The 25118-nt window shown below is 33.6% G+C and carries 31 protein-coding genes and 1 tRNA gene; 8 read left to right on the forward strand and 24 right to left on the reverse strand.

The window, feature by feature from the left end:
- Positions 1–77 precede the first annotated feature (77 nt).
- The 3 genes from BBI01_RS05240 to BBI01_RS05250 all read right to left on the reverse strand — a co-directional run bounded on the left by BBI01_RS05240 (position 78) and on the right by BBI01_RS05250 (position 1509).
- Positions 78–449, reverse strand: coding sequence for a hypothetical protein (locus BBI01_RS05240; protein WP_065393630.1), 372 nt, complete (start codon positions 447–449; stop codon positions 78–80).
- A gap of 260 nt (positions 450–709) precedes the next feature.
- On the reverse strand, positions 710–1222 hold the full coding sequence (locus BBI01_RS05245) for a hypothetical protein (RefSeq protein WP_123862093.1): 513 nt from the start codon (positions 1220–1222) through the stop codon (positions 710–712).
- Positions 1223–1233: 11 nt separating this feature from the next.
- Entirely contained in the window at positions 1234–1509 is a 276-nt protein-coding gene (locus BBI01_RS05250; protein ID WP_065393632.1) for a hypothetical protein, read from the reverse strand.
- Positions 1510–1762: 253 nt separating this feature from the next.
- On the opposite strand from BBI01_RS05250, the gene BBI01_RS05255 reads away from it, so the two are divergent.
- Genes BBI01_RS05255 through BBI01_RS05265 form a run of 3 tightly spaced genes read left to right on the forward strand, consistent with a single transcriptional unit; the run spans position 1763 to position 4259 of the window.
- Positions 1763–3073 (forward strand): hypothetical protein, encoded by a 1311-nt coding sequence (locus BBI01_RS05255; RefSeq protein WP_065393633.1) that lies wholly within the window; start codon positions 1763–1765, stop codon positions 3071–3073.
- A gap of 16 nt (positions 3074–3089) precedes the next feature.
- On the forward strand, positions 3090–3641 hold the full coding sequence (locus tag BBI01_RS05260) for a DUF6705 family protein (RefSeq protein WP_065393634.1): 552 nt from the start codon (positions 3090–3092) through the stop codon (positions 3639–3641).
- A gap of 60 nt (positions 3642–3701) precedes the next feature.
- Entirely contained in the window at positions 3702–4259 is a 558-nt protein-coding gene (locus BBI01_RS05265; protein WP_065393635.1) for a DUF6705 family protein, read from the forward strand.
- A gap of 295 nt (positions 4260–4554) precedes the next feature.
- On the opposite strand, the gene BBI01_RS05270 is transcribed toward BBI01_RS05265, so the two are convergent.
- The 6 genes from BBI01_RS05270 to BBI01_RS05295 form a co-directional block, all read right to left on the reverse strand.
- Positions 4555–5067, reverse strand: coding sequence for a hypothetical protein (locus BBI01_RS05270; protein ID WP_065393636.1), 513 nt, complete (start codon positions 5065–5067; stop codon positions 4555–4557).
- A 9-nt stretch (positions 5068–5076) separates the two neighbouring features.
- Positions 5077–5601, reverse strand: coding sequence for a hypothetical protein (locus tag BBI01_RS05275; protein ID WP_123862094.1), 525 nt, complete (start codon positions 5599–5601; stop codon positions 5077–5079).
- Positions 5602–5611: 10 nt separating this feature from the next.
- Positions 5612–5983, reverse strand: coding sequence for a hypothetical protein (locus tag BBI01_RS05280; protein WP_065393628.1), 372 nt, complete (start codon positions 5981–5983; stop codon positions 5612–5614).
- A gap of 242 nt (positions 5984–6225) precedes the next feature.
- On the reverse strand, positions 6226–6852 hold the full coding sequence (locus BBI01_RS05285) for a low molecular weight phosphatase family protein (RefSeq protein ID WP_065394128.1): 627 nt from the start codon (positions 6850–6852) through the stop codon (positions 6226–6228).
- Positions 6853–6872: 20 nt separating this feature from the next.
- Positions 6873–7346 carry a DUF6428 family protein gene (locus tag BBI01_RS05290; protein ID WP_065393638.1) on the reverse strand — a complete coding sequence of 158 codons (474 nt, stop codon included), beginning with the start codon at positions 7344–7346 and terminating at the stop codon, positions 6873–6875.
- 60 nt (positions 7347–7406) lie between these two features.
- The gene (locus tag BBI01_RS05295; RefSeq protein WP_065393639.1) at positions 7407–7733 is read right to left on the reverse strand and encodes an ArsR/SmtB family transcription factor; all 327 of its coding nucleotides are present in this window, start codon (positions 7731–7733) and stop codon (positions 7407–7409) included.
- 393 nt (positions 7734–8126) lie between these two features.
- Here BBI01_RS05295 and BBI01_RS05300 point away from each other — a divergent pair, with 393 nt between their 5' ends.
- A complete protein-coding gene (locus BBI01_RS05300) occupies positions 8127–8597 on the forward strand; it encodes a hypothetical protein (protein WP_065393640.1) in 471 nt (156 codons plus the stop codon).
- A 168-nt stretch (positions 8598–8765) separates the two neighbouring features.
- On the opposite strand, the gene BBI01_RS05305 is transcribed toward BBI01_RS05300, so the two are convergent.
- Together BBI01_RS05305 and BBI01_RS05310 are read right to left on the reverse strand one after the other, a co-directional pair.
- A tRNA-Leu gene (locus tag BBI01_RS05305) sits at positions 8766–8845 on the reverse strand.
- 92 nt (positions 8846–8937) lie between these two features.
- On the reverse strand, positions 8938–9705 hold the full coding sequence (locus BBI01_RS05310; RefSeq protein ID WP_065393641.1) for an MBL fold metallo-hydrolase: 768 nt from the start codon (positions 9703–9705) through the stop codon (positions 8938–8940).
- Positions 9706–9759: 54 nt separating this feature from the next.
- On the opposite strand from BBI01_RS05310, the gene BBI01_RS05315 reads away from it, so the two are divergent.
- Positions 9760–11187, forward strand: a complete 1428-nt coding sequence (locus tag BBI01_RS05315; protein WP_065393642.1) for a nicotinate-nucleotide adenylyltransferase — start codon at positions 9760–9762, stop codon at positions 11185–11187.
- A gap of 12 nt (positions 11188–11199) precedes the next feature.
- A complete protein-coding gene (locus tag BBI01_RS05320; RefSeq protein WP_065393643.1) occupies positions 11200–11649 on the forward strand; it encodes an XrtF-associated fRMsr-like GAF protein in 450 nt (149 codons plus the stop codon).
- A 51-nt stretch (positions 11650–11700) separates the two neighbouring features.
- On the opposite strand, the gene BBI01_RS05325 is transcribed toward BBI01_RS05320, so the two are convergent.
- The 9 genes from BBI01_RS05325 to BBI01_RS05340 form a co-directional block, all read right to left on the reverse strand.
- A complete protein-coding gene (locus tag BBI01_RS05325) occupies positions 11701–12168 on the reverse strand; it encodes a cupin domain-containing protein (RefSeq protein ID WP_065393644.1) in 468 nt (155 codons plus the stop codon).
- Between the two features lie 42 nt (positions 12169–12210).
- Positions 12211–12951, reverse strand: a complete 741-nt coding sequence (locus tag BBI01_RS05330; RefSeq protein WP_065393645.1) for an ABC transporter substrate-binding protein — start codon at positions 12949–12951, stop codon at positions 12211–12213.
- Positions 12952–12977: 26 nt separating this feature from the next.
- Complete coding sequence (mgtE, locus tag BBI01_RS05335) at positions 12978–14300, reverse strand: magnesium transporter (RefSeq protein WP_065393646.1); 1323 nt, start codon at positions 14298–14300, stop codon at positions 12978–12980.
- 159 nt (positions 14301–14459) lie between these two features.
- The gene (locus BBI01_RS22710; protein WP_165602220.1) at positions 14460–14630 is read right to left on the reverse strand and encodes a bacteriocin-like protein; all 171 of its coding nucleotides are present in this window, start codon (positions 14628–14630) and stop codon (positions 14460–14462) included.
- Between the two features lie 31 nt (positions 14631–14661).
- On the reverse strand, positions 14662–14805 hold the full coding sequence (locus BBI01_RS22715) for a bacteriocin-like protein (RefSeq protein WP_165602221.1): 144 nt from the start codon (positions 14803–14805) through the stop codon (positions 14662–14664).
- Positions 14806–14949: 144 nt separating this feature from the next.
- Positions 14950–15096 carry a bacteriocin-like protein gene (locus BBI01_RS23210; RefSeq protein WP_167369998.1) on the reverse strand — a complete coding sequence of 49 codons (147 nt, stop codon included), beginning with the start codon at positions 15094–15096 and terminating at the stop codon, positions 14950–14952.
- Positions 15097–15130: 34 nt separating this feature from the next.
- Positions 15131–15271: a bacteriocin-like protein gene (locus BBI01_RS22720; protein WP_165602222.1), complete on the reverse strand. Its 141-nt coding sequence runs from the start codon at positions 15269–15271 to the stop codon at positions 15131–15133.
- A gap of 37 nt (positions 15272–15308) precedes the next feature.
- Positions 15309–15452, reverse strand: coding sequence for a bacteriocin-like protein (locus BBI01_RS22725; RefSeq protein WP_165602223.1), 144 nt, complete (start codon positions 15450–15452; stop codon positions 15309–15311).
- Between the two features lie 252 nt (positions 15453–15704).
- Positions 15705–16253, reverse strand: coding sequence for a pyruvate decarboxylase (locus BBI01_RS05340; protein ID WP_065393647.1), 549 nt, complete (start codon positions 16251–16253; stop codon positions 15705–15707).
- A gap of 173 nt (positions 16254–16426) precedes the next feature.
- Here BBI01_RS05340 and rpsO point away from each other — a divergent pair, with 173 nt between their 5' ends.
- Complete coding sequence (gene rpsO / locus BBI01_RS05345; protein WP_045494446.1) at positions 16427–16696, forward strand: 30S ribosomal protein S15; 270 nt, start codon at positions 16427–16429, stop codon at positions 16694–16696.
- 275 nt (positions 16697–16971) lie between these two features.
- On the opposite strand, the gene BBI01_RS05350 is transcribed toward rpsO, so the two are convergent.
- A complete protein-coding gene (locus tag BBI01_RS05350) occupies positions 16972–17331 on the reverse strand; it encodes a DUF4260 domain-containing protein (protein WP_065393648.1) in 360 nt (119 codons plus the stop codon).
- Between the two features lie 294 nt (positions 17332–17625).
- Positions 17626–19038: a sugar MFS transporter gene (locus tag BBI01_RS05355; RefSeq protein ID WP_228393942.1), complete on the reverse strand. Its 1413-nt coding sequence runs from the start codon at positions 19036–19038 to the stop codon at positions 17626–17628.
- A 441-nt stretch (positions 19039–19479) separates the two neighbouring features.
- Between BBI01_RS05355 and BBI01_RS05360 the strand changes: the two genes are divergently transcribed.
- Positions 19480–21729 carry a polyribonucleotide nucleotidyltransferase gene (locus BBI01_RS05360; protein ID WP_065393650.1) on the forward strand — a complete coding sequence of 750 codons (2250 nt, stop codon included), beginning with the start codon at positions 19480–19482 and terminating at the stop codon, positions 21727–21729.
- A 407-nt stretch (positions 21730–22136) separates the two neighbouring features.
- Here the strand turns inward: BBI01_RS05360 and BBI01_RS05365 are convergent, their stop codons facing one another.
- Positions 22137–24548 carry a TonB-dependent receptor gene (locus BBI01_RS05365; RefSeq protein WP_083190015.1) on the reverse strand — a complete coding sequence of 804 codons (2412 nt, stop codon included), beginning with the start codon at positions 24546–24548 and terminating at the stop codon, positions 22137–22139.
- 6 nt (positions 24549–24554) lie between these two features.
- Entirely contained in the window at positions 24555–24995 is a 441-nt protein-coding gene (locus tag BBI01_RS05370) for a MarR family winged helix-turn-helix transcriptional regulator (RefSeq protein WP_065393652.1), read from the reverse strand.
- Positions 24996–25118 lie beyond the last annotated feature (123 nt).

Genomic DNA, 25118 nt, shown 5'->3' on the forward strand with positions numbered 1-25118 from the left:
TAATGTACCCTGCGAAAATGATAAGGAAAATATAAGTAAAGGAATAAGTATAAGTATTTTTTTCATAATGATGAGGTTTAATTTTCTGCTTTTTGATTAGCCTTAATAGTATTCAACTTAGCGAAATAAGCTTCGGTAGCCTTTACAATTACCTTTTCTTTTTCTTCTCTGCTGCTGTTTTTGTTTGCATTAGTTTTACCAACTAATTCTAAAGACGCATTAAATAAAATATCCAAAGCTCTGTCATTTAATTGTGCGCCCCATCTTGCTTTTTCTTCAGGAGTAGATCTGTTTTCCGGTTTCATGATTTCTTTCATGGCTCTGTCAAAAGAAACCATTTCCGTAGACTTCATTTCTTCAGGAGAAGTAAGGCTTGATCGTTCAGAAGAACATGAGAATGCTACACAGAAAATCCCGGCATAGAAAGCTGATAAAAGAATTTTTTTCATTGTTATTAATTTTTATAAGATTTAGATTGCTAATGTATTAAATATTTCACTATTTAGTTATATATTATTATGTTTTTAATAATTATGATTGATTGATTGATTGATTGATTGATTGATTGATTGATTGATTGATTGATTGATTGATTGATTGATTGATTGATTTGCTTTTTTTTAATTGAAATTTTATTAAATAAGAATTATTTACGATAAAAAATCCCTAAAACTAATTGCTTTAGGGAATGTTGTATTAATCATTAACATTAGGGCTGAACAACTAAATAAGTCGCATTTTGAGAAGGAACATAAAACCAGAAAGCATCTGTTAAGTTTCCATCAACAAACGTGGAGCCTGAGGTTGGAGTACAATTGGCAAATGCAGTCGGATCTCCCATCTCAAATCTGATATCATCAGTAGGTTGGTTGGGATTATTATTATCCATCGTCATAAATTGACACTCTTGCCACTGAGTGAGAGGGGATACTGTATTTAATACTGGTGAAGGAATAGGTTGTCCTACTATATTGCCATTATAGTTAAATATTATAGACCAGCTATTTGTATAAGGGGTTGCATTGTTAAAATCGGAAATCTTTGATTGTGTATTTGCTGGAAATGACATACTTGTATATACAAGTGGGAAGCAGTTTGTAGGACTGGCAGCAGAAATACGCATTTGAAGACCGTAGTCAGAATAGTTATTAATATATAATGTACCCTGCGAAAATGATAAGGAGAATATAAGTAAAGGAATAAGTATAAGTATTTTTTTCATAATGATGAGGTTTAATTTTCTGCTTTTTGATTAGCCTTAATAGTATTCAACTTAGTGAAATAAGCTTCGGTAGCCTTCACAATCACCTTTTCTTTTTCTTCTCTGCTGCTGTTTTTGTTTGCATTAGTTTTGCCAACCAATTCTAAGGAAGCATTAAATAAGATATCCAAAGTTCTGTCATTTAATTGTGCACCCCATCTTGCTTTTTCTTCAGGAGTAGATCTGTTTTCCGGTTTCATAATTTCCTTCATTGCTCTGTCAAAAGAAGCCATTTCCGTAGATTTCATTTCTTCAGGAGAAGTAAGGCTTGATCGTTCAGAAGAACATGAGAATGCTACACAGAAAATCCCGGCATAGAAAGCCGATAAAAGATTTTTTTTTATTGTTATTAATTTTTGTAAGATTTAGATTGTTAGTGTATTAAATGTTTCGCTATATTTAAAAAAGGTCTTAATTTAAAATAAGCTTTTAGTTTGAAAAAACAGTTATATAAAATCACATTAATGTGATAAAATTATTATATTTAAAAATTAAAATTTTATGATGAAAAAAACAATCATTTGGCAGTTACTGCTGATAATTATTATGACTTCCTTTTTCTCCTGTGTTCACGATGAAACATCTTCTGCATCTGAAGTCTCTATCTTATCTAAGGAATACATCTCAAAAAGTCTTTGGAAGGAAGACGAAAAATACATTAAAAATGTAAAAAAAATATTTGAGACCTATTCAGATCCTAATTATGTAAAAATCAAACATGGTGAAGTTGCCTGGAATTATGCAACAACAGTAGGTAACGAAAGTTTTCTTGAAGTACCCGTTATAAATGATGGAAAGGTTAATTTTACTCTTGTTGTAAAAAGAGAAGGTGACAGAATCTTTTTCAAAATAGATCCTAATGAAAATTCCAAAAAATTTTTTAATCTATTAGTTTTTAAAAATAGAAAAGATCTTTCTGGAACTTTAAAATCAGGAAATGCGCAAAGTAGGAACGATTGTTTGATTGTTGAGAAAACAGTTACATGGACAGATACTGTGACCGGTGAAGTTTTACAGGTTGATCATTTTACAGAAACACGTTGCACATCACCATCCGGACCATATTTAGAATGCATGGATATGTCTCCTGACGCAACATGCGGTAGTGGAAGCGGTGGCGACAGCGGTGGCGGTGGTGGTGGAGATGGTTATTCTTATCCAGGAAACAATCAAAACCAACAATTTTTTGACAATTGTGGTGCATTAAAAAGACAAGCCACAAATATAGATTTTAGAGAAAAAGTTACTGAGTTGGATAAACCTTCTATTTTTAATAAGACTCAAGAAACAGGATATGCTGCTGCTTATGGACCTAAAACAAACTATGAATCACTTGCTAATACAAGTAATGATAACCTAAAACTACCTCCCGGCAATAAATACTTTGGCTATATGCATGTCCATCTCAATAAAGAAGGTGTTGTCAAAATATTCTCGCCCGCAGATATTTTTACTTTTCTTACAGGATGTGTGAGAAATGCTCAAGAGAAAGGTACTATGGAAGATGCTTATGCAATGGTCGTAACCTCAGAAGGGAGTTATATGCTCAAATATTCAGGAGACGGAAATTACGGTGTAGGTCCTCATACTTTACTAAGTTGGCAATCTTGGTATGACAGAGAATATACAGATCTTTTCGAAAACGGTACAATGAATCAACCTAATGTAGAAAAGCTTTTTGCAAAATTTTTAAAAGAAAAAGTAAAAATAGAAGGTCTAGAATTATTTAAAACAAATACAATTACAACTTCTGCTGAAAAACTAATACTAGGATCTGATAATAATTCGCTTGAATCAATAAAATGTCCTTAATTTTAAAAATTAAATTATGAAAAATATATTTTTATTTATACTATTAAGTATATCAATATCTTGTACAGCTCAAACCTATCCATTAAGAACATTTACAGATATTCCTGAAAACGCATATCTCAAAGATCTCAATAATGAACTTAACTATTATGCAGGAACTTGGAAAGGAATTTGGAACAATAAGACAATTTATATTATTTTTAAAAAAAACACTTACATTTATGACAATGTATTAAAATATTATAAAGACAATTTAATTGGAAAATTTAAAGTATTGGATTCTAATGGGAATATCTTATTTGATAATTTTAATTCAGCAGATAATAATGCCAAAATATGGGGTGGAAAGTTCAGAAAGGCAGACGACAAATACTCTCTTACATACAATGATCCTGATCTTTGCAATACATCAGGAAATATCATAATCAACTTCACAGATTCCACTAGGACAAAGCTTAATTGGAAACTTAATAAAGGGAGTAATATAATCACAACAGATTGTCAATATTACAATACAACGCCTTTTCCTCAGGCACTTCCTGAAGAAATGATACTGACAAAACAATAATATAAATACCCCGGGTAAAATCCGGGATGTTTGTTTCTCTTATCCTTAACTGAAAAAACGGTGAAAAATATATTTTTATTTATACTATTAAGTATATCAGTATCTTGTACAGCTCAAATCTATCCACTAAGAACCTATACAGCAGTTCCTAACAATGCCTATATAAAGGATCTAAATAATGAATTACTCCCCTATGAAGGAACCTGGAAAGGAACGTGGAATGGAAAAACAATTTATATTTACTTCAAAAAAGTAAAAAATTATTTTACACATTTAGAAAACAACCCTTACTATAAAGATATTTTAAAAGGAAAATTTAAAGTTATAGATTCTAATGGTAATATTTTATTTGATAATTCAAATATTTCTGATGAAAATGTTAAAATATGGGGAAGTGGCATTAGAAAATTAGACGATAAATATTCTCTTATTTACGTTGATCCTGATCTTTGCAATACATCAGGAAATATCATAATCAACTTCATAGATTCAACTAAGACAAAACTTAATTGGAAACTTAATAAAGGGAGTAATATGATCACAACAGATTGTCAATATTATAATACAACACCTTTTCCTCAGGCACTTCCTGAAGAAATGATACTGACAAAACAATAAAAATAACCTGTTGTACATTTAGAAATCTTATTTATAGAATTTGAAAGTCAATTGATTAAGAGAAAATAGTAAAAATGGATTTTCGTAAAAAAAGAAGAGAATTGTACAATATAGTGCACTTTTGAACCTATATTCCTAAAGTAAAATCTTCATCTTAGGGTGTTTGCTCTAAATGCACTACGGGTGTTTTAATGTAAAAGCATTTTGTGTATTAAAAATATAAAATGTTTTGTTTTTTATTTTTGAAAAAATCCCTAGAACTAAATGTTTTAGGGATTGTATGTTCATATTAATGTTATGATGGTTGAACAACTAAAAAAGTAGCATTTTCTGATGCAATATAAAACCAAAAGACATCCGTAAAATTTCCATCTACATATGTCTCTCCGTCACCAAATCCACAGGAGGTGATGAAACTAGGGTCTCCCATTTTAAATCTTGGATCACCTGGAGACTGATTAGTATTAGGATCTACAGTCATCATATCAGAGTAATTCCATCGGGTAAGAGGAGAAATAGTAGATAATATTCCTGAAGGAGCAGTTTGGTGTATTGGGCTGCCGGTAGGTGTAAATTTTACAGCCCAGCTAGTGGAATAAGGACCTGAGCTATTAAAATCAGGGATTTCAACATCTGCATGTGGTCCAAACGACATACTAGCTATTGCATATGGATAGCAGTTATTAGCGCTGGCAGCAGAAATCCGCATTTCAAGCCTGTAATCAGAGTAATTTTTAATATATAATTTTCCTTGAGAGAAAGAGAAGGAAAATAATATTACCGTGATAAGGGTTAATATTTTTTTCATAATTTAATATTATTGAATTACAAAGTAAGTTTGCCCTCCTGCGGTAAACCAGACCGCTTGATAAGTCACAGGAGATGATGGAGAGGAATTTACTTGAGTTATTACTGGATTATTGTAACAACCTCCTCCAACTGTATCTCCGCCGTAGAAAGTTCCACTGTTTGGGTCTGTAATGCCAAATTTATTTAGAACCCAGTCAGTTGATGAGCCTAATGGTATCAGCATAGGGGACGTACTGGGCTGAGGTACAGCATTACCGGCACCAAGTTTTACCATCCACGAATCAATCGGTGGATTCGAAGGGTTTGTTGCAGGTGGGATATGGCTGTTATAATAGCCAGTATAAATAGCAGTTCCCCCCGGAGGTATTGTATTTCTGCTTTCAATTAGCGGTAAGCAGGAATAGGTGCCTATATCACCACCTCCAAAAGAATTTGTTACAATATATGAGGTGTAGTTAAACATATTGATAGTCTTTTGAGCATAAATACTAAAAGAGCTTGTAACCAGGAGCGATAAGAATAATTTTTTCATGGTAAATGTTTTAGTTTTCTGCTTTTTGATTAGCTTTAATAGTATTCAATTTAGCGAAGTAAGCTTCGGTAGCCTTCACAATTACCTTCTCTTTTTCTTCTCTGCTGCTGTTTTTGTTTGCATTAGTTTTGCCAACCAATTCTAAGGAAGCATTAAATAAGATATCCAAAGCTCTGTCATTTAATTGTGCACCCCATCTTGCTTTTTCTTCAGGAGTAGATCTGTTTTCCGGTTTCATAATTTCCTTCATTGCTCTGTCAAAAGAAACCATTTCCGTAGACTTCATTTCTTCAGGAGAAGTAAGGCTTGATCGTTCAGAAGAACATGATAATGCTACACAGAAAATTCCGGCATAGAAAGCCGATAAAAGAATTTTTTTCATTGTTATTAATTTTTGTAAGAATTAGATTGCTAATATATTAAATATTTCACTATTTGGTTATATATTGTTAAAAATTTTAACTTAAATGATTGTTTATTTAATTTTTAATCATTTTTTTTTGTTAAGGTGAAGCTCTTCTTAAAACATAATATTATCTATAAAAAAATGTCGGATTAAATCCAACATTTTTACCCTAATTATTACTAATAGGGCAGATTGTAACCTATATATTTTACTATCTATTAATGAATCAAATTACTATTCTTAACTTGTGAAAAGACATAAAACATTTCTGCTCCTATCTCTAAACTTCTTTCACTGTAAATACTGTTTTGTTCAGGAGTACCATCAGAAATTTTAGGATCTTCATAGGTTATAGAAATACGTTGATCTGCACCTACTATGAAAGGACAGTTGGTATCTGCTTGTGAGCAAGTCATTACAGCTGCAAAATTGTTGTCCGGATTGATTGGATGATCATACTTTTTAGAAAATCCTATAATAGGATGTAGGCTTTCATCATATTTAATTGAATATATTGGGTTCTCGTTACTTGATAGTTTTGATATCAGGAAACCTTGCTTTTGAAGCGTTTCTATTATCTTGGGAAATATTTCAGTTTCTTCTGTGCCTCCGGAATAGCAGCTTATATTTGGAATAGTATAGTAAACACTTGCAATTTGCGCCCAAACCTGTGATAAATGGCTTCTTCTTGAATTATGAGTACAGATAAAACTAATATTTATTCCTTTATTATCTTTCAATCTTTTTTGAATAAACTCAATCAAAGGTATCAGTATAGCTTTTCGATCTTCACTGATTCTTTGTTTTTTCAATAACTTTATTGTTTGTAGTAGCTCAGGGTACATTGGTCTGACTTTTAATTGATCTAGCAACATCCGGATTCTGGAGTACAACAAGATACTTTGCCGGAAGAAAGGTCTGCTAATTTTACTTTTTGCTTTTCTGAAGGAATGCCACATGCATCTTCTGCTAAACAAGCTGTTGTTTTGCTTTTAAGAATAAAAGTTTTTCCGTTAAAATCTAAATCATATTTTCCAATTGTGATATTTTGATATTCCACTTCAATTTCATCATCTTCAATACCTAGTTTTTCTTCTGAAAGCTTGATGATATTCAAAAGTTTTCCAGGTTTTAATCTATGTTCAAAATCATCAGCATTCCACAATTGAAAATTAACCACTTTTTCCTGGCGAATTGTACCTCCACAATCGATAAAGTTTTTTGTAACAGTTCCTACTTCTGTTACATGAAAATGTTCAGGAACAAAAGCTCCGTTTTCTAATTGAAATTCAACATTATCTAATGTTAGTAAAATTTCTTTGATTTCAGATAATTTCATATTTTTCTTATTTTATCGTTTAAATGCAATATTGCGATATTATGATTGAAAAAAAAGGCCCTAACAGCATTTCTGGTTTGTAGTTGCCTGAATTATATTTGAAAAATAGTCTTTTAATACTCCAAATGTGTTTTCATCAATGCAATAACAAATAGCAGTTCCTTCAATATTCCCTTTGATCAGACCCGCATTTTTTAACTCTTTTAAATGTTGAGAGACGGTTGCTTGTGCCAGAGGGAGTTCATTAACAATATCTCCGCAGATGCATGTATTTACTTTTAAGAGATATTCAATAATCGCAATTCTGGCAGGATGTCCCAGTGCTTTTGCTATAATTGCTATCTTATTTTGTTGCTCCGTAAAGTGATCTGTTTTTGTTGCTCCCATAATTTTAAATAATTATATCGCAATATTACGATTAAATATTTGAATTGAAAAATTTATTAAAATTTTTTCTACGAAATTTTACACGATAGATGATTAGATGCGATTGAATATTGATTGAAATTGAATTTTTCCTTATATTTTGTAAATAGAGTTGAAAATTAGAAAAAGGGAGTTGATTGCCTTTAAAAATTTTATTACAATATAGTTAAGTTGTTTATCCTGAGTGATGTTGGTTGTTATTTAGTGTGATAAGGCTTGAAACTAGATATATTGTATAATACGAAATAGATATTGAACCGGAGTAAAAGTGTTTTTGCTTTTATTTATTATATAAAATTTCGTTTTTATATTAGGCTTATTACTTTAATATAATTTATTTAATCTCAAAAAACGATGCAAATACAATCAATATTTATTCTAGGTCTTTTGTTTTCATGTGCAAAACAACCTGAAAAGAAAATAGAGAATGACAATTGGGAAAAATTAGAGGTTATCACTCTTTTTCAGAAAATTACAATTGAAAATCACTCTGACAGTTCAGAAGTTGAAAATATTGTCTGGAATAAACAGATTTATAATATTCCTCCTAAATATATTGTTGAAGACACTATAAAAACAAAAATTTATCTTGACAAAAGTGAAAAAGACAGCTTAAAAAGTTGGATTAAATCTTCAATTCTTAAACCCAAATTTACAGCTTTAGCTGCTACTGATTATGTAGGAAATGTAGAATTAAATTACATTAACAGAAACACTACGTTGAGTTGTAAATATTATTCTGTTGGTGAATGGGATAAAGTATCAGAAAATACAAAAAAAATTTACAACTTATTGAGTAGTAAAACTGAGTTGTCTAAACAGTAACCCTTCCCTGTGTATCATAGTACTTCGCTTAGGTCGGATTAAAAGAATTAATAACTCTAGGGAAGTGAATTAAAGGATATTATTAACAGTTGTAAAAAAATAATTATCTTTTTGACCACCCTAAAAAATAAAAACCTCTGAAAATCAAATGATTTCAGAGGTTTTTTGTACCCAGGACCGGGATCGAACCGGTACTCCTAAGAACTGGTGTTTGAGACCAGCGCGTCTACCAATTCCGCCACCTGGGCTTGATGTTTACTCCAAACATGTTGTTTGTTTCAAATTGGTGTGCAAATATAGGAACTTTTTTCAATGTTCAAAAGCTTTTTGAAGATTTTTTTTAAAAATTAAGTTCCAAACCATCATAGGCAAGGTGTATTCCAGACGGAAGTTGTTTATCTTCAATATCATGTACTCCTAAATGATGACTGATGTGAGTAAGAAATAGTTTTTTAGGTTTTAGCTCTTCAAACAGTTTAATAACATCAGGAAGGATAAAATGTGCCGGATGTGGGTCAAATTTTCTTATGCAATTTAAAATTAATACATCCAGATTCTTTAGTTTTTCCTTTTCAGTGTCAGAAATAAAACCTGCATCAGTAATGTAGGCAAGATTTTTAAATTTATACCCGAAGACACTTATTTTAAAATGTATAACCTCAATAGGAGTAATCTCAGTATCCAAAACATGAAAAGGTTTATTTTCAATCTCATGTAATTCAAAAGCGGGCGCACCGGGATACCTTACATCGGCAAAAGCATAAGGGAAACGGTTTTTAATCTCATGAGCAACCCTGGAATAACAGTAAAGCGGAACATCTTTTCCACTTTTAAAAATTAAAGGACGCATGTCATCCAGCCCAATTACATGATCATTATGTTCATGAGTGATGAGCGCAATATCTACGGTATGCTCGTGGTTGGTAAGCATTTGCTGCCTGAAATCCGGACCACAATCGATGAGTATTTTTCTATTTTCTTCCGTAGTTACCATCACGGAAGAACGTAAGCGTTTGTCTTTGGGATTTTCGGAAGTACACACTTCACATGTACAGCCTATAACGGGTACACCTTGGGAAGTACCGGTTCCTAAAAATTTCAACTTCATTTTGTTTTGAGGTTGGTTTAATTTTGGTAAATTTACAAAAAATTTAATGTCCTAATGTATCAGAAACTAACTCCTAAACAAAAAGCATTAACAATTAATCTAGATCCTACTATTTATGGTACTTTCGCAGAGATTGGAGCAGGGCAGGAGACTGTTCGTCACTTTTTTAGAGCAGGGGGGGCTTCCGGTACGATCGCTAAGGCAATGTCTGCTTATGACAAAGATTTTAGTGATGCTATCTACGGAAAAGAAGTAAAAAACAGGTATGTTACTCAGAATAGACTTCGCAAAATGCTTCGCTATGAAGTAGCTTTGATCGAAGAGAGAATTTCAAGAGACAACAATCCTGACAGAAAGTTCTTTTCTTATGCCAATACTGTAACTACCATCAACTTTGACAAAACTGTAAAAGGTCACGGCTGGGTAGGAATTCGTTTTCAGACCAAAGAAAATGAAAATTACAACGAAATTGTAATCCACGTAAAATTCAAAGAAAATGATGCCACTTTACAACAGGAAACTTTAGGGAATCTTGGGGTAAACCTTATTTTCGGAGCGTTTCATTATTTCGATAATCCGAGAACATTAGTAGAATCATTGTACGATGATATTGCAAAAGACAACCTGGAAATCGATATGATTGATTTCAGTGGTCCCGCTTTTGAATATGTAGATAACAGATTGATGTCACTTCAGTTAGTGAAAAACGGAATGACGGATGCCGTAATCTTCAATTCTCAAGGGAGTAATATGCTTCCGGCAGATGTATTGTACAAAAAGAATATTTTTGCTGTAAGAGGAAGTTTCAGACCTGTAACAAAGGTGAATATCGATATGCTTAAGAACGGAATGGATATGTTCTTTAAAGACGCGATCTGTACCCACGAAGAGACAGAAGTTCTTATTGAAATTACGATTTCAAATCTTAGGGCTGATGGGGATATTGATGAAAGAGATTTCCTGGACAGAGTAGATATCTTAGGTAAATTAGGATATACCGTTATTATTTCAAACTTCTCAGAATATTATAGACTTATTGATTATTTTGCATCTTACACAAGTGGAGATATCGGAGTTGCGATGGGTGTAAATAACCTATTGATGGTATTTGATGAGAAATATTATAAAAACTTATCCGGAGGAATCCTTGAAGCATTCGGTAAGTTCTTCAGAAACGGAATGAGAGTGTATCTGTATCCTTATAAAGACCCGGAAACACATCAGTTATTAGACTCATCCAACCTTAAAGTAGAGGAGAACTTAAAAGAGCTGTACAAGTATTTCAAAAGAAACAACCGTATTGTTGATATTACAAACTATAATCCTGAATTTTTAGAAATATATTCAAGAGAAATATTAAGAAAAATCGGATGTTGTATCAAAGGTTGGGAAACTCAGGTTCCGGATGGTGTTGCTGAAATGATCAAAGAGCGTGGAATGTTCGGATATAAAGAAGAACTTCCTTTAAAACAATTCTCTTAAAAAAATAATACAATGTCAGAATTAAAGAAAAGACTTTCCTCTATTCTTGAAAGTCCTAAACATAATACAGAAGAAAAGCTTGAAAAAGTTTGTCATCTTTTAGATCAGGAGATCTCTTATTTTAACTGGACAGGATTCTATTTTAAAAATGGAGATAAAGATGAATTAATCTTAGGTCCTTACGTAGGAGCTCCTACAGATCATACTATTATTCCTTACGGAAAAGGAATTTGCGGTCAGGTAGCAGTTTCCAATGAAACGTTTGTAGTTCCTGATGTACACGAAGAAAGCAATTACTTAAGCTGTTCAATCGATACAAAAGCTGAAATTGTTGTTCCAATCTTTAAAGATGGAAAAAATATCGGACAGATTGATATAGATTCTCATACCATTGATCCTTTTACAAGTGAGGACAGAGAATTATTAGAATGGCTTTGTAACGAAGTTTCCAAAGTTTTGTAATTCAATCAGAAAATAATATAAACTCCGGCTTTTGGGCTGGAGTTTTTTGTTTTACGGATTATTAGTCGTGATGACAAACATAATTAAAGGTTCATTTCCGGTATTTTCAATAGAATGATACCCTATAGAGCTTATTGCTGTAATATCTCCTTTCTGGAGTGTCTTTTTGCGGATGGATCCCTCTGTTCCTGTTCTTTCTCGATATTCTCCGGTTCCATGTACCACTACATATAATTCTTCTTCATTTCTTTCGTTGTGTGTATGGAAGCCGGATTCATCACCTTTATTCAATAGAACCATATAAGCAGCCAGGCGATTATTGGCAAGTTCTTTTTGCTCGAACATTTGTATCATATGTACAGTTCCGTTTCCCCCATACATATTTTCACGTTTATCTATGCGGGTGATGGTTCGTTCTTCTTTGCCAAATGGCATGACATAAAGATGAATATATTTCGAAACTTCCTGTATAACGTGATCAAATTCCTCTCCTTCAGATAATATAACAGTTCCGGACATGTAAGATAAATATTTAATGTTTAAAGTTGTTGGTTGAAAAAATCAGCTTTGCTGCATTGAGTGAATTTCTGCAAGAAGTTCTTTAAAATAAATCTCACATTTTGCAATATGTGTCCCATACCAGGAAAAAGCTTCTCCGTCCACAATCATGATTTTTTTGTCTGGATAAACAATACTCAGTTCCTCAATATGTTTTTCTTTAAAAGGAAAAGGTTCCGAAGAAAGCATGATGACATCAGCCTCAGCAAGGTCTTCAGCAGAGATTTCAGGATATCGGGTTTTATCTTTAAAAATATTTTCAAAGCCTATTTCCGTTAAAATTTTATGAATAAATGTATCAGAACCCACGGTCATGTATGGTTTGTTCCAAATAAGATATGCTGCTTTTACTGGAATTTCAAGCTTTGCCTGATTAAGAATTTCATAAATCTTAAGGTTGAATAGCTGTGCTCTTTCTTCCTGCTTTAAAAGCTTTCCAAGGTTTTTAAGCAGATAATAATTGTCTTCAATCGTTTCTACATTCGTTACCGTTACTTTGAAGTCTTCCATTAAAGCTTCTACTTGCTCTTTAATGTTCTCTTCTTTATTGGCAAGGATTAAATCCGGTTGTAAAGCTTTAATCTTTTCAATATTAATATTTTTCGTTCCTCCGATTACAGCTACATTTTTTACTTTATCCTCAGGGTGAATACAGAATTTTGTTCTTCCGATTACTTCATTTTCAGTTAATCCCAAGTCAAATAAAGCCTCAGTAATAGAGGGTACAAGTGAAACGATTTTCATATCGGCATTTTAGTTGATGCCTAAAATTACAAAAGTTTTCCGGTTAAGAAAAGTCCGGCTACCGTAAAATAAATAATAAGTCCTGTAACGTCTACTAATGTCGCTACAAATGGAGCAGAAGAAGTAGCAGGGTCAAGTTTTAATTTCTTTAAGACAAATGGAATCATAGACCCCGATAAAGTTCCCCATAATACAATAGCAATCAGGGAAACGGAGACACTCAGTCCTACGTATACCCAATATTGTCCATAATCAAAAAGACCTACCTGCTGCCACAGCATGATTCTCACAAACCCAATGATTCCCAGAATAAGCCCAAGGCATATTCCCGAAATGATTTCCTTTCTCATCACATACCACCAGTCTTTAAGCCCGATCTCCTGAAGTGCCATCGCACGGATGATCAGTGTAGCAGCCTGTGAACCGGAATTTCCACCACTTGAAATAATTAAAGGAACAAATAATGCCAGAACTACTGCTTTTTCAATTTCTTTATCAAAGTATCCCATTGCCGAAGCCGTAAGCATTTCTGAGATAAATAAAATGATCAGCCAGGTTGCTCTCTTTTTGATCATTTCCGTCCAGGAAGTCTGGGTATACGGAAGATCTAAAGCTTCCAATCCCCCGAATTTCTGGATATCTTCGGTGTTTTGTTGCTCAATCTGGTCTAGGATGTCATCGATTGTTACAATTCCAACTAAAACGCCTGCTTCCGTTATAATGGGAAGAGCGCCACGGTCATATTTCTCGAAGTAAGTTACAGCATCCTCTTTTGAAGTAGTTGTAGTAATTGCTACGAAATGGTTATCTGTAATATCAGAAACCAAAGTATCTTCTTCTTCAAGTAATAAAGTTCCGATGGCAAGGTCATCAATCAGTCGGTTTCTCTCATCTACCACATACAGGTAATTCATGGTTTCCACCTTTTTTCCTACCTTTTTAATCTGCTGAAGACAACGTTTTACAGTCCATTCCTTACGGATCTGGATATAATAAGGGGTCATCAGACGAGCAATAGAATCAGAATTGTAACCTAATAGTTTTAAAGCAATTCTTCTTTCCTGTGGATTAAGATGATTGATAGAATACTTGATCAGCTCATCAGGGAAATCCTCAAACAGAGCCGTTCTGTCATCAGGAGTCATAGCATTCAAAATCTCAGAAACTTCATCGCTTCCGATACTTCTGATGGTATCTTCCTGGAAGTCAGGATCAAGATGTGAAAAAACCTCTGCTTTGTACTCTTTAGGAACCTTCAGGAACGCGAGTAGCCTCTCATCAGCATGAAGTTCGCTGAGAGTTTCGGCAATATCGGCAGGGTTGAAGATAAGTTCGTCTCTAGAGTTCAAAACGTGAATTTTTTTGGATATGCAAAAATAATTCAAATTTTTAAGACTGAGTAATAAACTGGCAAATTTAAGGATTAATTAAAGTTTAAAGCCCTGAAAAGAAGACAAAAAAACACCCGCCAGGACGGATGTTAAAAAATTAAATTTAAAAAATATCCTTTAATCAAGAATAGGTCCACATTCTAAAATAGGAGAGGGAAGGCACATTCCTCCGGTGCAGCATTCTCCCGCATCGCATTGTGTGCTGTTTCTGCATTTTTTGATTTGAAGACTTCCTTTGATTTCTTTCTGTTCCTCTCTGTTCAGTTTTTTGAAATTTGAATTTTTCATGATCATTGATTTTTAAAGTTAGAAATTAATTTTATTCTTCAAAACAGGCAAACTCCATACATACACCTCTACAACATGCTCCGTAAATACATTGTGAATCATCGATGCATTTTCGAGGACCTGCTCCTTTAATTTGCTTTGCTGCTTCTCTGCTAAGTTTCTTTAGATTTTTCATAGTTTTTTAGATTTAAATGTTATACTAAAATAAAAAATATTTTCCAATTATTCCTTATGTGGTGAAAATATTTAATTGATATTCAGTGTTTTGTTTAAACAAAATAGCGCCTGCTTTTATAGACGCTATTTCTTAATTTATGATTTAGTCCAATATACATGGATTTAAAACACATACATTTTGGCAGCACGCTCCTCCAGGGCATTGATAATGTTCCGTGCATCTTTTTATAATTCCACTGCCTTTAATCTCTTTTTGCTCTTGTCTGCTGATTTTCTTTAAATTTTTCATGTGATTTGTTTTAATGGTTAATGATAATACTTTTTTATTCTATACATATAAATGGTGAACAAATTCCATTGCAGCACCATCCCACAGGACATGGGTTAGATTCATTACATCTGTCCATTTTTCCACCATTAATCTGGCTGGCTTTTTCTCTGGAGATTTTTTTTAGATTTTTCATAGTCTAGAGGTTTTAATATTATGCTCAATTATTTTTACTAATCAATCATACATCTTTGTGGTTTGCAGACTCCCTGACAACACCATCCCACTGTACATGGGATACTTTCATTACACCTTGAAATAAGTCCACCATTGATTTGCTTTGCCGCTTCTCGGCTGATTTTCTTTAAATTTTTCATATAATTTAGATTTTAATGTCATACTAAAATAGTAAATAATTTTATATTATTCATTATTTGGTGAAAATATTTAATTGAAATTCAATGTTTTATGTGAGTGTTTTGACTTTGTTGTCGAAAAATATTAATGTTTTCTAAAGAAAATAATTGAGGGTAGGGATAAAAAAAATTACCAATGAAACATTGATAATTGATTTATTGAATAAAATTGAGTATTCACAATTTTATGTATATCGTAAAGAATAGATTTCTTTAGAGTTCCGCTTCTGTAGGCTTTAGTTTTCTGAGTTGCTTTAAAATACCTTTTATGGCACCTTCGGTTCCTATTTTAATAGAATTGACAGTAGAGCCCAATAGACGCATATTTTTTCGGTAAGTATCATAATCTGTTTCTGTAATGAGACTTCCTTCAGCATCGAACAACTTCATGCTTACAACAACCTGATTGGAGAAAACATATTTTCCAAGTCCTACTTTAAAATATCGGACTTTAGAAACAATGGCAAAATCTGCATCGTTATTGACGCAGTAATCTGTGATTGTCTTTTTATCAATACTGTCAAAAGGAACCTGTACTTCTGCGCGAAGCATTTTATTTTTTCTTCCGCTGAAGTTGTCTGAAACAGCATCAAAAAAAGCATTGTTGGTAGGCTCTTTAATCTCATCAATATCAGGCTCTACCTCAGGATTGAAGTATAGAACTTTTTTAATTTTATCGTCGGAATTCCTCTGTGCTTTTACTGAAGTAAAGCCAACCAATAAAAAAGTAGTAACTGCTGTAAAGAATATAAATTTTCTCATTTGTAATTCGAATGCAAAATTACTGCCTTTTCGTCGAATTGTGTAAAATTTATTAAGAAATTTTTAACATTTTTTTCTATCAAATTTGATTTATGAAATCAATAATGTTTGCAGAATCAAAAAATAGTCGTAATTTTGCACCCGTTACATAATAATCATTAAACAATATTGGAATGTACTTAACAACAGACAAAAAGCAGGAAATTTTCGCACAACACGGAAAATCTGCACAGGACACAGGAAGCGCAGAAGGACAAATCGCTCTTTTCACTTTCAGAATTAATCACTTATCTCAGCACTTAAAGGCTAACCGTCACGATTTCAACACAGAGAGATCTCTAGTGAAATTAGTAGGTAAGAGAAAAAGTTTACTAGATTACCTTAAGAAAAAAGATATCGCAAGATATAGAGCAATTATTGCTGCATTAGGACTAAGAAAATAATCTATAAAGATTTTCAAAATAAAGCAACTTCGAAAGAGGTTGCTTTTTTTGTTGTATCTCATCATCTGAGATGAAGTTGAAATATAGATTCCGAAATAAAATTATCACATTGTTTTTTCTGCGCAATAAGATTGCGTATTTTATTTTTTACTTTGTATTATCAAAACAGAAAGCCTCAAGAAATAATACTAAAAAAAACTTTTATGATAATTGTTTTGTCATAGAACATCCGAATGAATATTATTACCTAAATCAGTTCTAGTGGGGATAATCAGCTATTCTTTGTTTTTTCCAATCTTTCCTAAATGTGTATTTTGGAAACTATCCGGATATTTTAGTCCATATCCTAATATTCTATCAAAAGCAGAGTGGGAGAATAAAATAGCTCCAGCCATCTGTAAATAGGGAAGCGATAAGGCTGTTCCTATAAGATAAACGGCGACAGCCACTCCAAAATGATGAAACAGGTTGTAGCAAAATGCACCTACTTTATTATTAACAGTATATCCCAACATAGAAATATCCGGAGCAAGGAATAATCCTGCAAACCACCACCATGAGTATTCTGTATGTGCAAAAGCTAGAATTCCAAGGGCTAAAAAGGCAGCATATTCGAGTTTTAATTGGATGTTCATCAGAATAGAAAATTTAAGAGATCTGTAAAATAGGTCGTAATTTCCAAGATAAAGTTACAGGCTATGATGGATAGAATAATTCGTGAATTCGTGGCTAAAAAATACTAGACGATAAGGTTTTAGAGAATCAGCCTGTTTTATAATGTGCGATAATATCTAGTAATTGCTCTATGTAATCTATGAGGTTTAAAATATTTTTTTGTTTGTTACCACATAGGAGCATAGGAAGAAGTCATAAAAATAGGCTGTTTCAAAAAGATGAAACAGCCTGTTATGTTATTATATGTATATTATTTAATGTCCTGATTTGGCTTCAGTGCTTTCTACATGCCCCAGGTATTTAGTACAATAGGCACCGAAAATTAGAATTACCAGATAACAGAATACAGGAATAATAAACGAATGCTGTACTCCAAACTGATCTGCAAGATACCCTTGGAAAATAGGAACAATAGCACCTCCAAGAATAGCCATAACCACTAAAGAAGATCCCTGGCTTGTATACTTTCCTAATCCTGAAATCGCCAGCGTATAAATATTAGAGAACATAATTGAATTGAAAATCCCGATTCCTAAAACACTGTACATTGCTAATTCACCATGATTTACCATTGTGGAAATCAATAGAATAACGTTAATGGCTGCAAATATAGAAAGTGTTCTTGCAGGAGCTGCTTTTCCAACAAAAAATGCTGCGAAATTCAGTAATATGAACACAAGGAAGAAGCTGATTTGTGCAAAGCTAAGATCTACAATACTGAAAATTACTAAGAAAACCAGTGTTGCTGCACCTAGCATGTAAATAGCCTTTTTAGCCTGACTGATTGAATGATTTAATGAAATAGCTCCTAAGAAACGCCCAATCATTGCACCTCCCCAATATAATGACAGGTAGTTTTTACTGATCGCTTCATTGAATTTCATGGTCTCTTCAAGGAAACTGATGATAAAGCTTCCAACGGCTACTTCTCCTCCAACATAGCAGAACATAGCAAAAACTCCGAATTTTAAATGATTGAATTTCAATGCGCCCCAACCTTGTACACTTTCTTCCGTCTCCGTTTGAAATGAAGGCAACTTTACTCTTGAAATTAGTAAGCCTACCAATAAAAGGATTGCTGCAAAGATTAAATAAGGTATTCTTGTTGCTACTGCACTGAAGGTTCCGTCTGGTTCGGAAAACAATTCAAAAATCAAATGTCCTCCCAATACCGGAGCAATTGTGGTTCCAAAAGCATTAAAAGCCTGAGTCATATTCAGTCGGCTGGATGCCGAATCTTCCGAACCAAGCAATGAAACATATGCGTTGGCGGTAATTTGTAAAACCGTAAATCCCAGACCTAAAATAAATAAGGCTCCGAGGAATAAAGGATAATAAGAGAATGTAGCAGCCGGATAGAATAGAATACATCCTAATGCTGCCAAACCGATTCCAAATAAAATTCCTTTTTTGTATCCTACTTTGTTGATAGGATCGCCTTTGGAAATGGAAATCAGAAAATAAATTAAGGATCCTATAAAGTACGCTCCGAAGAAACAGAACTGTACCAGCATGGATTCAAAAAAGGTAAGTTTAAAAAGTTGTTTCAGGTAAGGGATCAGAATATCATTCATACAGGTGATGAATCCCCACATAAAAAACAGCAGGGTGATGGTAATCAATGGAACCGTATAATTCCTGCTTTGAGATTGTACTTCTTTATTCATAAACATTTATTTATCTGTATTAAGGATAACACCTTAACTTTTTTGCCTACAGCATTATTATTTTGTGAAGCAGGGCAAATATAGGAATCAGCCTATGGTTTTGCAATTATTTTAATGGTTTTTATAATGAGGTGTATACTTTTTATGATATTGAAATGTTATTTTCATTTTTTGAGACAATAATACAAAAACAACGTGATTTTTCAATGAAATATTGTGGAAAATCATCGGGTTATATTTTTTGAAAAATAAATAAGCTGAGCTTATTCTTCATAATTTTTTTAATTTTCATAAAACTGATAGCCAAAATTTTGTATTTTGAGAGCCTATTATGTAATTGAAAAAAATTAATATATCATTATTATTAGTACCTTTGCATACGAAAATTTAAAGAGTTTAAATATTAATCATACTCAATACGGAGTATAAAGAAGCAAATTTATGAGTATACCTCAAGCGTTTATAGAAACGGTAACCCTTGCAGACGGAAGGGAAATCACTATTGAAACGGGGAAGCTGGCTAAGCAGGCTGACGGATCTGTAGTAGTGAAATGTGGTGGAACAATGCTATTAGCAACTGTTGTAGCCAACAAAGAAGCAAATCCTGGTGTAGACTTTTTACCATTAACGGTAGATTATAGAGAAAAGTTTTATGCAGGTGGAAGAATTCCTGGGAATTTCTTCCGTAGAGAAGCAAAACCATCAGATGATGAAGTGCTTACAATGAGATTGGTGGACAGAGTATTGCGTCCGCTTTTCCCTGAAGATTTCCACGCGGAAGTACAGGTAATGATCTCATTAATTTCTTACGATAAAGAAGTAATGCCTGAGGCTCTAGCAGGTCTTGCAGCTTCTGCAGCAATCGCAATCACAGATATTCCTTTTGACGGACCAATGTCTGAAGCGAGAGTAGTAAGAATTGACGGACAATTATCCGTAAACCCAAGCTATGAAAATTTACTGAAAGCTGATATCGATATCATGGTGGGAGCTACTAAAGACTCCATCGTAATGGTAGAAGGTGAAATGAAGGAAATCACTGAGCAGGAAATGCTTGAGGCAATCAACTTCGCTCACGTAGAGATCAAGAAACAGATCGAAGCTCAGGAAAGATTAGCTGCAAAAGTAGGTAAAGCTTTTCCTAAAAGAGAATACAGCCACGAAGAACACGACGAAGAAATTCGTGAAAAAGTATGGAAAGAATGCTATGACAAAGTATATGAAGTAGCAAGAACTCCATCTAATAAAGAAGAAAGAGGAGATAAATTCAAAGCAATTCGTGAGGAATTTTTAGCACAATATGCTGAAAATGAAGAAGAATTAGCAAGAGTAACTCCTTTCGTTAAAGTATATTACCATGACGTAGAGAAAGAAGCAATGCGTCAGATGATCCTTGAAGACAACATCCGTCTTGATGGTCGTGATCCACAAACAATCCGTCCAATCTGGTCAGAAATTGATTACCTTCCGGGAGCACACGGTTCTGCAATCTTTACAAGAGGTGAAACTCAGTCTTTAACAGCTGTAACTTTAGGTTCTGTAAAAGATGCAAACATGATCGACAGCGTAATTACGCAGCACGACGAAAGATTCTTCCTACACTATAATTTCCCTCCATTCTCAACAGGTGAAGCAAGACCTTTAAGAGGTACTTCAAGAAGAGAAGTTGGACACGGAAACTTAGCTCAAAGAGCATTAACAGCAGTAATCCCTGCAGAAAATCCATATACAATCAGAATCGTTTCTGATATCCTTGAATCTAACGGTTCATCTTCAATGGCAACAGTTTGTGCTGGTACATTAGCATTGATGGATGCCGGAGTTCAGATTACAAAACCAGTATCTGGTATTGCAATGGGATTGATCACGGATAAAAAATCTGGAAAATGGACTGTACTTTCTGATATCTTAGGAGATGAAGATCACCTTGGAGATATGGACTTTAAAGTAACAGGTACTGCAGACGGTATCACAGCTTGTCAGATGGATATCAAAATTCAGGGACTTTCTATGGACATCATGGAGAAAGCTTTGATGCAGGCTAAAGACGGAAGATTACACATCCTTAACAAGATCACTGAAACAATTTCTACACCAAGAGCAGACGTTAAACCTCACGCTCCGAAAATGGTGGTAATGGAAATCCCTAAAGATTTCATTGGTGCTGTAATCGGACCTGGTGGAAAAATTATCCAACAATTACAAAAAGATACAGAAACGGTTATTGCTATCGAAGAGATGGGAGAAATCGGACGTATCGAAATTTCTGGTACAGACAGAGAGAAAATCAATGCTGCTATTGCAAGAATTAATGAGATTACTTTCGTACCGGTGATAGGTGAAGTTTACAAAGGTAAAGTAGTGAAAGTAATGGACTTTGGTGCATTCGTAGCTATTGCTAAAGGAACAGAAGGACTTCTTCACATTTCAGAAATTGAATGGGCTCGTTTAGACAAAGTTCCTTATGCTGAAGGTGATGAAGTAGAAGTGAAGTTCATGGGTTATGATGACCGTAAGAAAATGAAACTTTCCCGTAAAGTTCTTTTACCAAGACCTCCAAGACCTGAAAGACCAGAAGGTCAAGGTAGACCAGACGGACAAAGAAGACCGGATGGGCAAAGAAGACCAGAAGGACAAAAGCCACAAGCTGAAAAACCAGCTGAAGATCAAACACCTTCTACTGAAGCTTAATAAGATTTATTCTTAGATATAAAAGAAATCCCTCAATTTTGAGGGATTTTTTGTTTTATATTGCTTAATTTTTGTTAGAAACGCAAAGACGCAAAGTTTTTTTAATAGAATACTTTTTTAGGGCGCAATAGAATCAAAGATTCTCAGCAAGGATACTGCTTTACTTTTGCTACGGATACACGAATAGCTTTATTCCATGTGGTGAAAATTATACCATTTTTAAATCTAATAGAAGCCATAGGTTTTATTTGTAAATAAAATAATTCGTGTATTCGTGGCGATTAAAAGCAATTTAAAAAGATCTGCGTCATCTGCAAAATCCGCGAGAGATCAACAGGATTCAATTTTACCGTAGATAATCCTATACCTTAAATGCATCTTCGTATTTTCTAGCAACTGCATAAAACCTAGCTTCCGATTCTCTGTTTAAGATCTTCTGCGCCACCGGTTTTTCTTGGCTGTCCGTTTTTAGAAGAACCGAAATTGTAAGTATAAGAAAACGTTACTACTCGAGTATCTCTATTCACGGCAAAGTTTTCGATATAATCTGTATAATTGGTTTGTCCTTTTATATTACCTGTAAAAAATACATCCGTGAAGGAAAACTTCAGTACGCTGTTATTCTTGAACTTCTTTTGTGCACCGATATTCAGAGACCAAAAAGGACTCATATTCAAGTATGCATACACTTCTCTCGCTTTGTAATTTCCTGTTAATTCTGCAGTAAAACCATTTCCAAGTTTGAATGAATTGATGCTATTAATATTAAAAGTGAAATTACCTTTATTATTGATCTGTGTTCCCGAAACATTTCCGGTGTAAGATCCGTAGTAGAAATTGGCACTGTTGTTCATATCCCACCATTTTGTAACCTTTATCGGAGCGATCAGATATAACCCGAAATAAGAAGCAGAGTTTAAGTTTTCAAAGGTCTGTACCGTTACATTTTCTCCATCTTCTACAATCGGTTTCAGAATATCTGTAATATTGTCTGAGGTTTTGCTGTAGCTTAATGTTGCGAAATATTTGTTACTTAAACTATAGGTTAGTTCATAATTCATAGTTGTCTGAGGATTCAGATCCGGGTTTCCGGATCTCATGGTGGTAGGATCGAGATAAAGCTTAAAAGGATTCAATTGATTGTAGCTGGGTCTTGTAATTCTTCTGCTTAGATTCACTTCAAGATTGCTTTTTTCCGTCAGATCGTAAGATAATACTGCACTTGGAAACAGTTGAGTATAATTTCGTTTGTTGACCTGATTAGTCGTAACCTGCGTGCCTTTTACGTTTGTGTTTTCTAACCTTAAACCAGCTGTAGCTTTAAATTTATCCCACTTTTTAGACAGATTTCCATACACAGCATTGATGTTTTCCTCATAAATAAAATGATTGGTCTTTCTAAGATCAGGAACTAAAGCTTCATTTTTGACATCGAAAAACTTCAGATCATTATCCGTTTTTACAAAACTGGTTTTAACTCCGCTTTCAAGCTTCCAATCATTTTTCAGATTTTTGGTAAGGTCAGATTTTAATGAATAGATATTCAGCTTTCCATCCAGATCACCTTTCATAATATCAAGCTGATCTGTGCCATCATTTATCTTGTGTGTTCTGGTTTCAAAATTTTGTAGGGAAGAATTTGAGTAGTTGATATAATCAAAATCAGTGGAGATTTCAGAACCTAAAGAATCAAGAGTGTATTTATGATTTACATTAAATGAAACATTGGTCCATTTGTCATTCGATACATTTTGAGTATTAAAAGTACTTTCTGGTTTGTAAACACTGTTAAGCGTTGTATTGGAATTATCACCATTGAGGTTGAATGAATTCGAAATAAGCCCTACAGAAAATCCAAGAACGTTTTTATCATTCATATAATAATCCATTCCGGCTTTAGCGATATGATTATTGAATTTGAATTTCAGATAATTATCCTGAATGTAAGCTTTCTCGAAATTATTATCCTTGAAGAAATTTCTGTCCAGAACCAGCCAGTTATACGCTTCCCTGTAGGCATAGCTGTAGTTTCCGAAAATATTGATCTTTTTATTTCTGTGATTGATCGTGAAACTATTATTATTTTTCACATATTTTCCCATTCCCAATGAAGTGGCAATGCTTCCGTTTGTCCCTTTTCTCTGTTCTTTTTTAAGTTTGATATTAATAATCGAAGACCCTGCTGCATCATACTTTGATGAAGGATTCGTAATAAATTCTATCTTATCAATGGTGGACGAAGGAATTCCTTTGAGATAATTGGCAAGATCATTTCCTGTCATTGGCGTGTTTTTACCATCAATCTGGATCAGAAGATTACTTTTCCCCCTAAGGCTGATATTATCATTGTTGTCAATATTGATGCCCGGTGCCTTTTCCAATACTTCAAAAGCTGAATTTCCGGTACTCGCAATGCTGTTTTCTACATTCATGATCATTTTACCGTCCTGCCTTTCGATCATTGGTCTGGCTTTGGTAATGGTGACTCCTTCAATAGCTTTTACATTAAGATCAATGGAGGGAAGTGTTGTATTATCAGCCACTGAAATTGTTTCAGAATGATAAACTTCAGAGCCATTTCTGTTAATTTTTAAACGATAAGTTCCGCCTTTCAGGTCATTGAATCCAAATTTCCCATTGGAATCTGCAATTTCTGTTTTAATTAATTTATTATCAGCATCCAAAAGGTTGATTTCCATCTGTTCTGCTTTGTCGGATTTTATATTTCCGGACAATGAGAAACTCTGTATCTGGGCTGAAAGTACATTGCTGAAGAACATCAGTATCCAGATAAAAATGAGTGAAAATATTCTGGTCATAGTGTTTTATTTTTTAGGGTTAAGACAGTTTTCCGAAATAGTAAGCAAAGCCGAATACATGACCTCGAGTTCATCCTTTGTGATCCCATTTAAAGCAACTTCCCGGTTCTGTTCTACGATATTCTGAACCTCCCGGATTACTTTTTTTCCGGAATCTGTCACTTCCAGATTTGTTTTTCTGCGGTCATCAGGATGAACATGTCTTGTGACATATTCAGATTTTACCATTAAATCAATAATTCTCGTCACAGACGCATTGTCCTTAAAAACAAGATCACCAATTTCATTCTGGGTAATTCCCGGGTTTTCCAGAATCGCTTTGATGATGAGCCACTGATCAATCGTTATGGTAAACCCATGTGCTTTCAGCTGGCGTTGTGCATAGTTTCTGTAGGCTCTTATAGCTTTGTCTATGTTGTAGAATATAATTGAATTTAATTTTTCCATACTTTCAGATATGATGACTTATCAATTATTGATATGTCAATTAATTTGTTGATCACAATTTTATTTTGTTACATCTTTCTGAAAATATTTTTAACAATAAATCATAAACTGTGAATATGATCA

It is taken from the genome of Chryseobacterium artocarpi, assembly GCF_001684975.1.
Taxonomy (GTDB): Bacteria; Bacteroidota; Bacteroidia; order Flavobacteriales; family Weeksellaceae; genus Chryseobacterium; species Chryseobacterium artocarpi.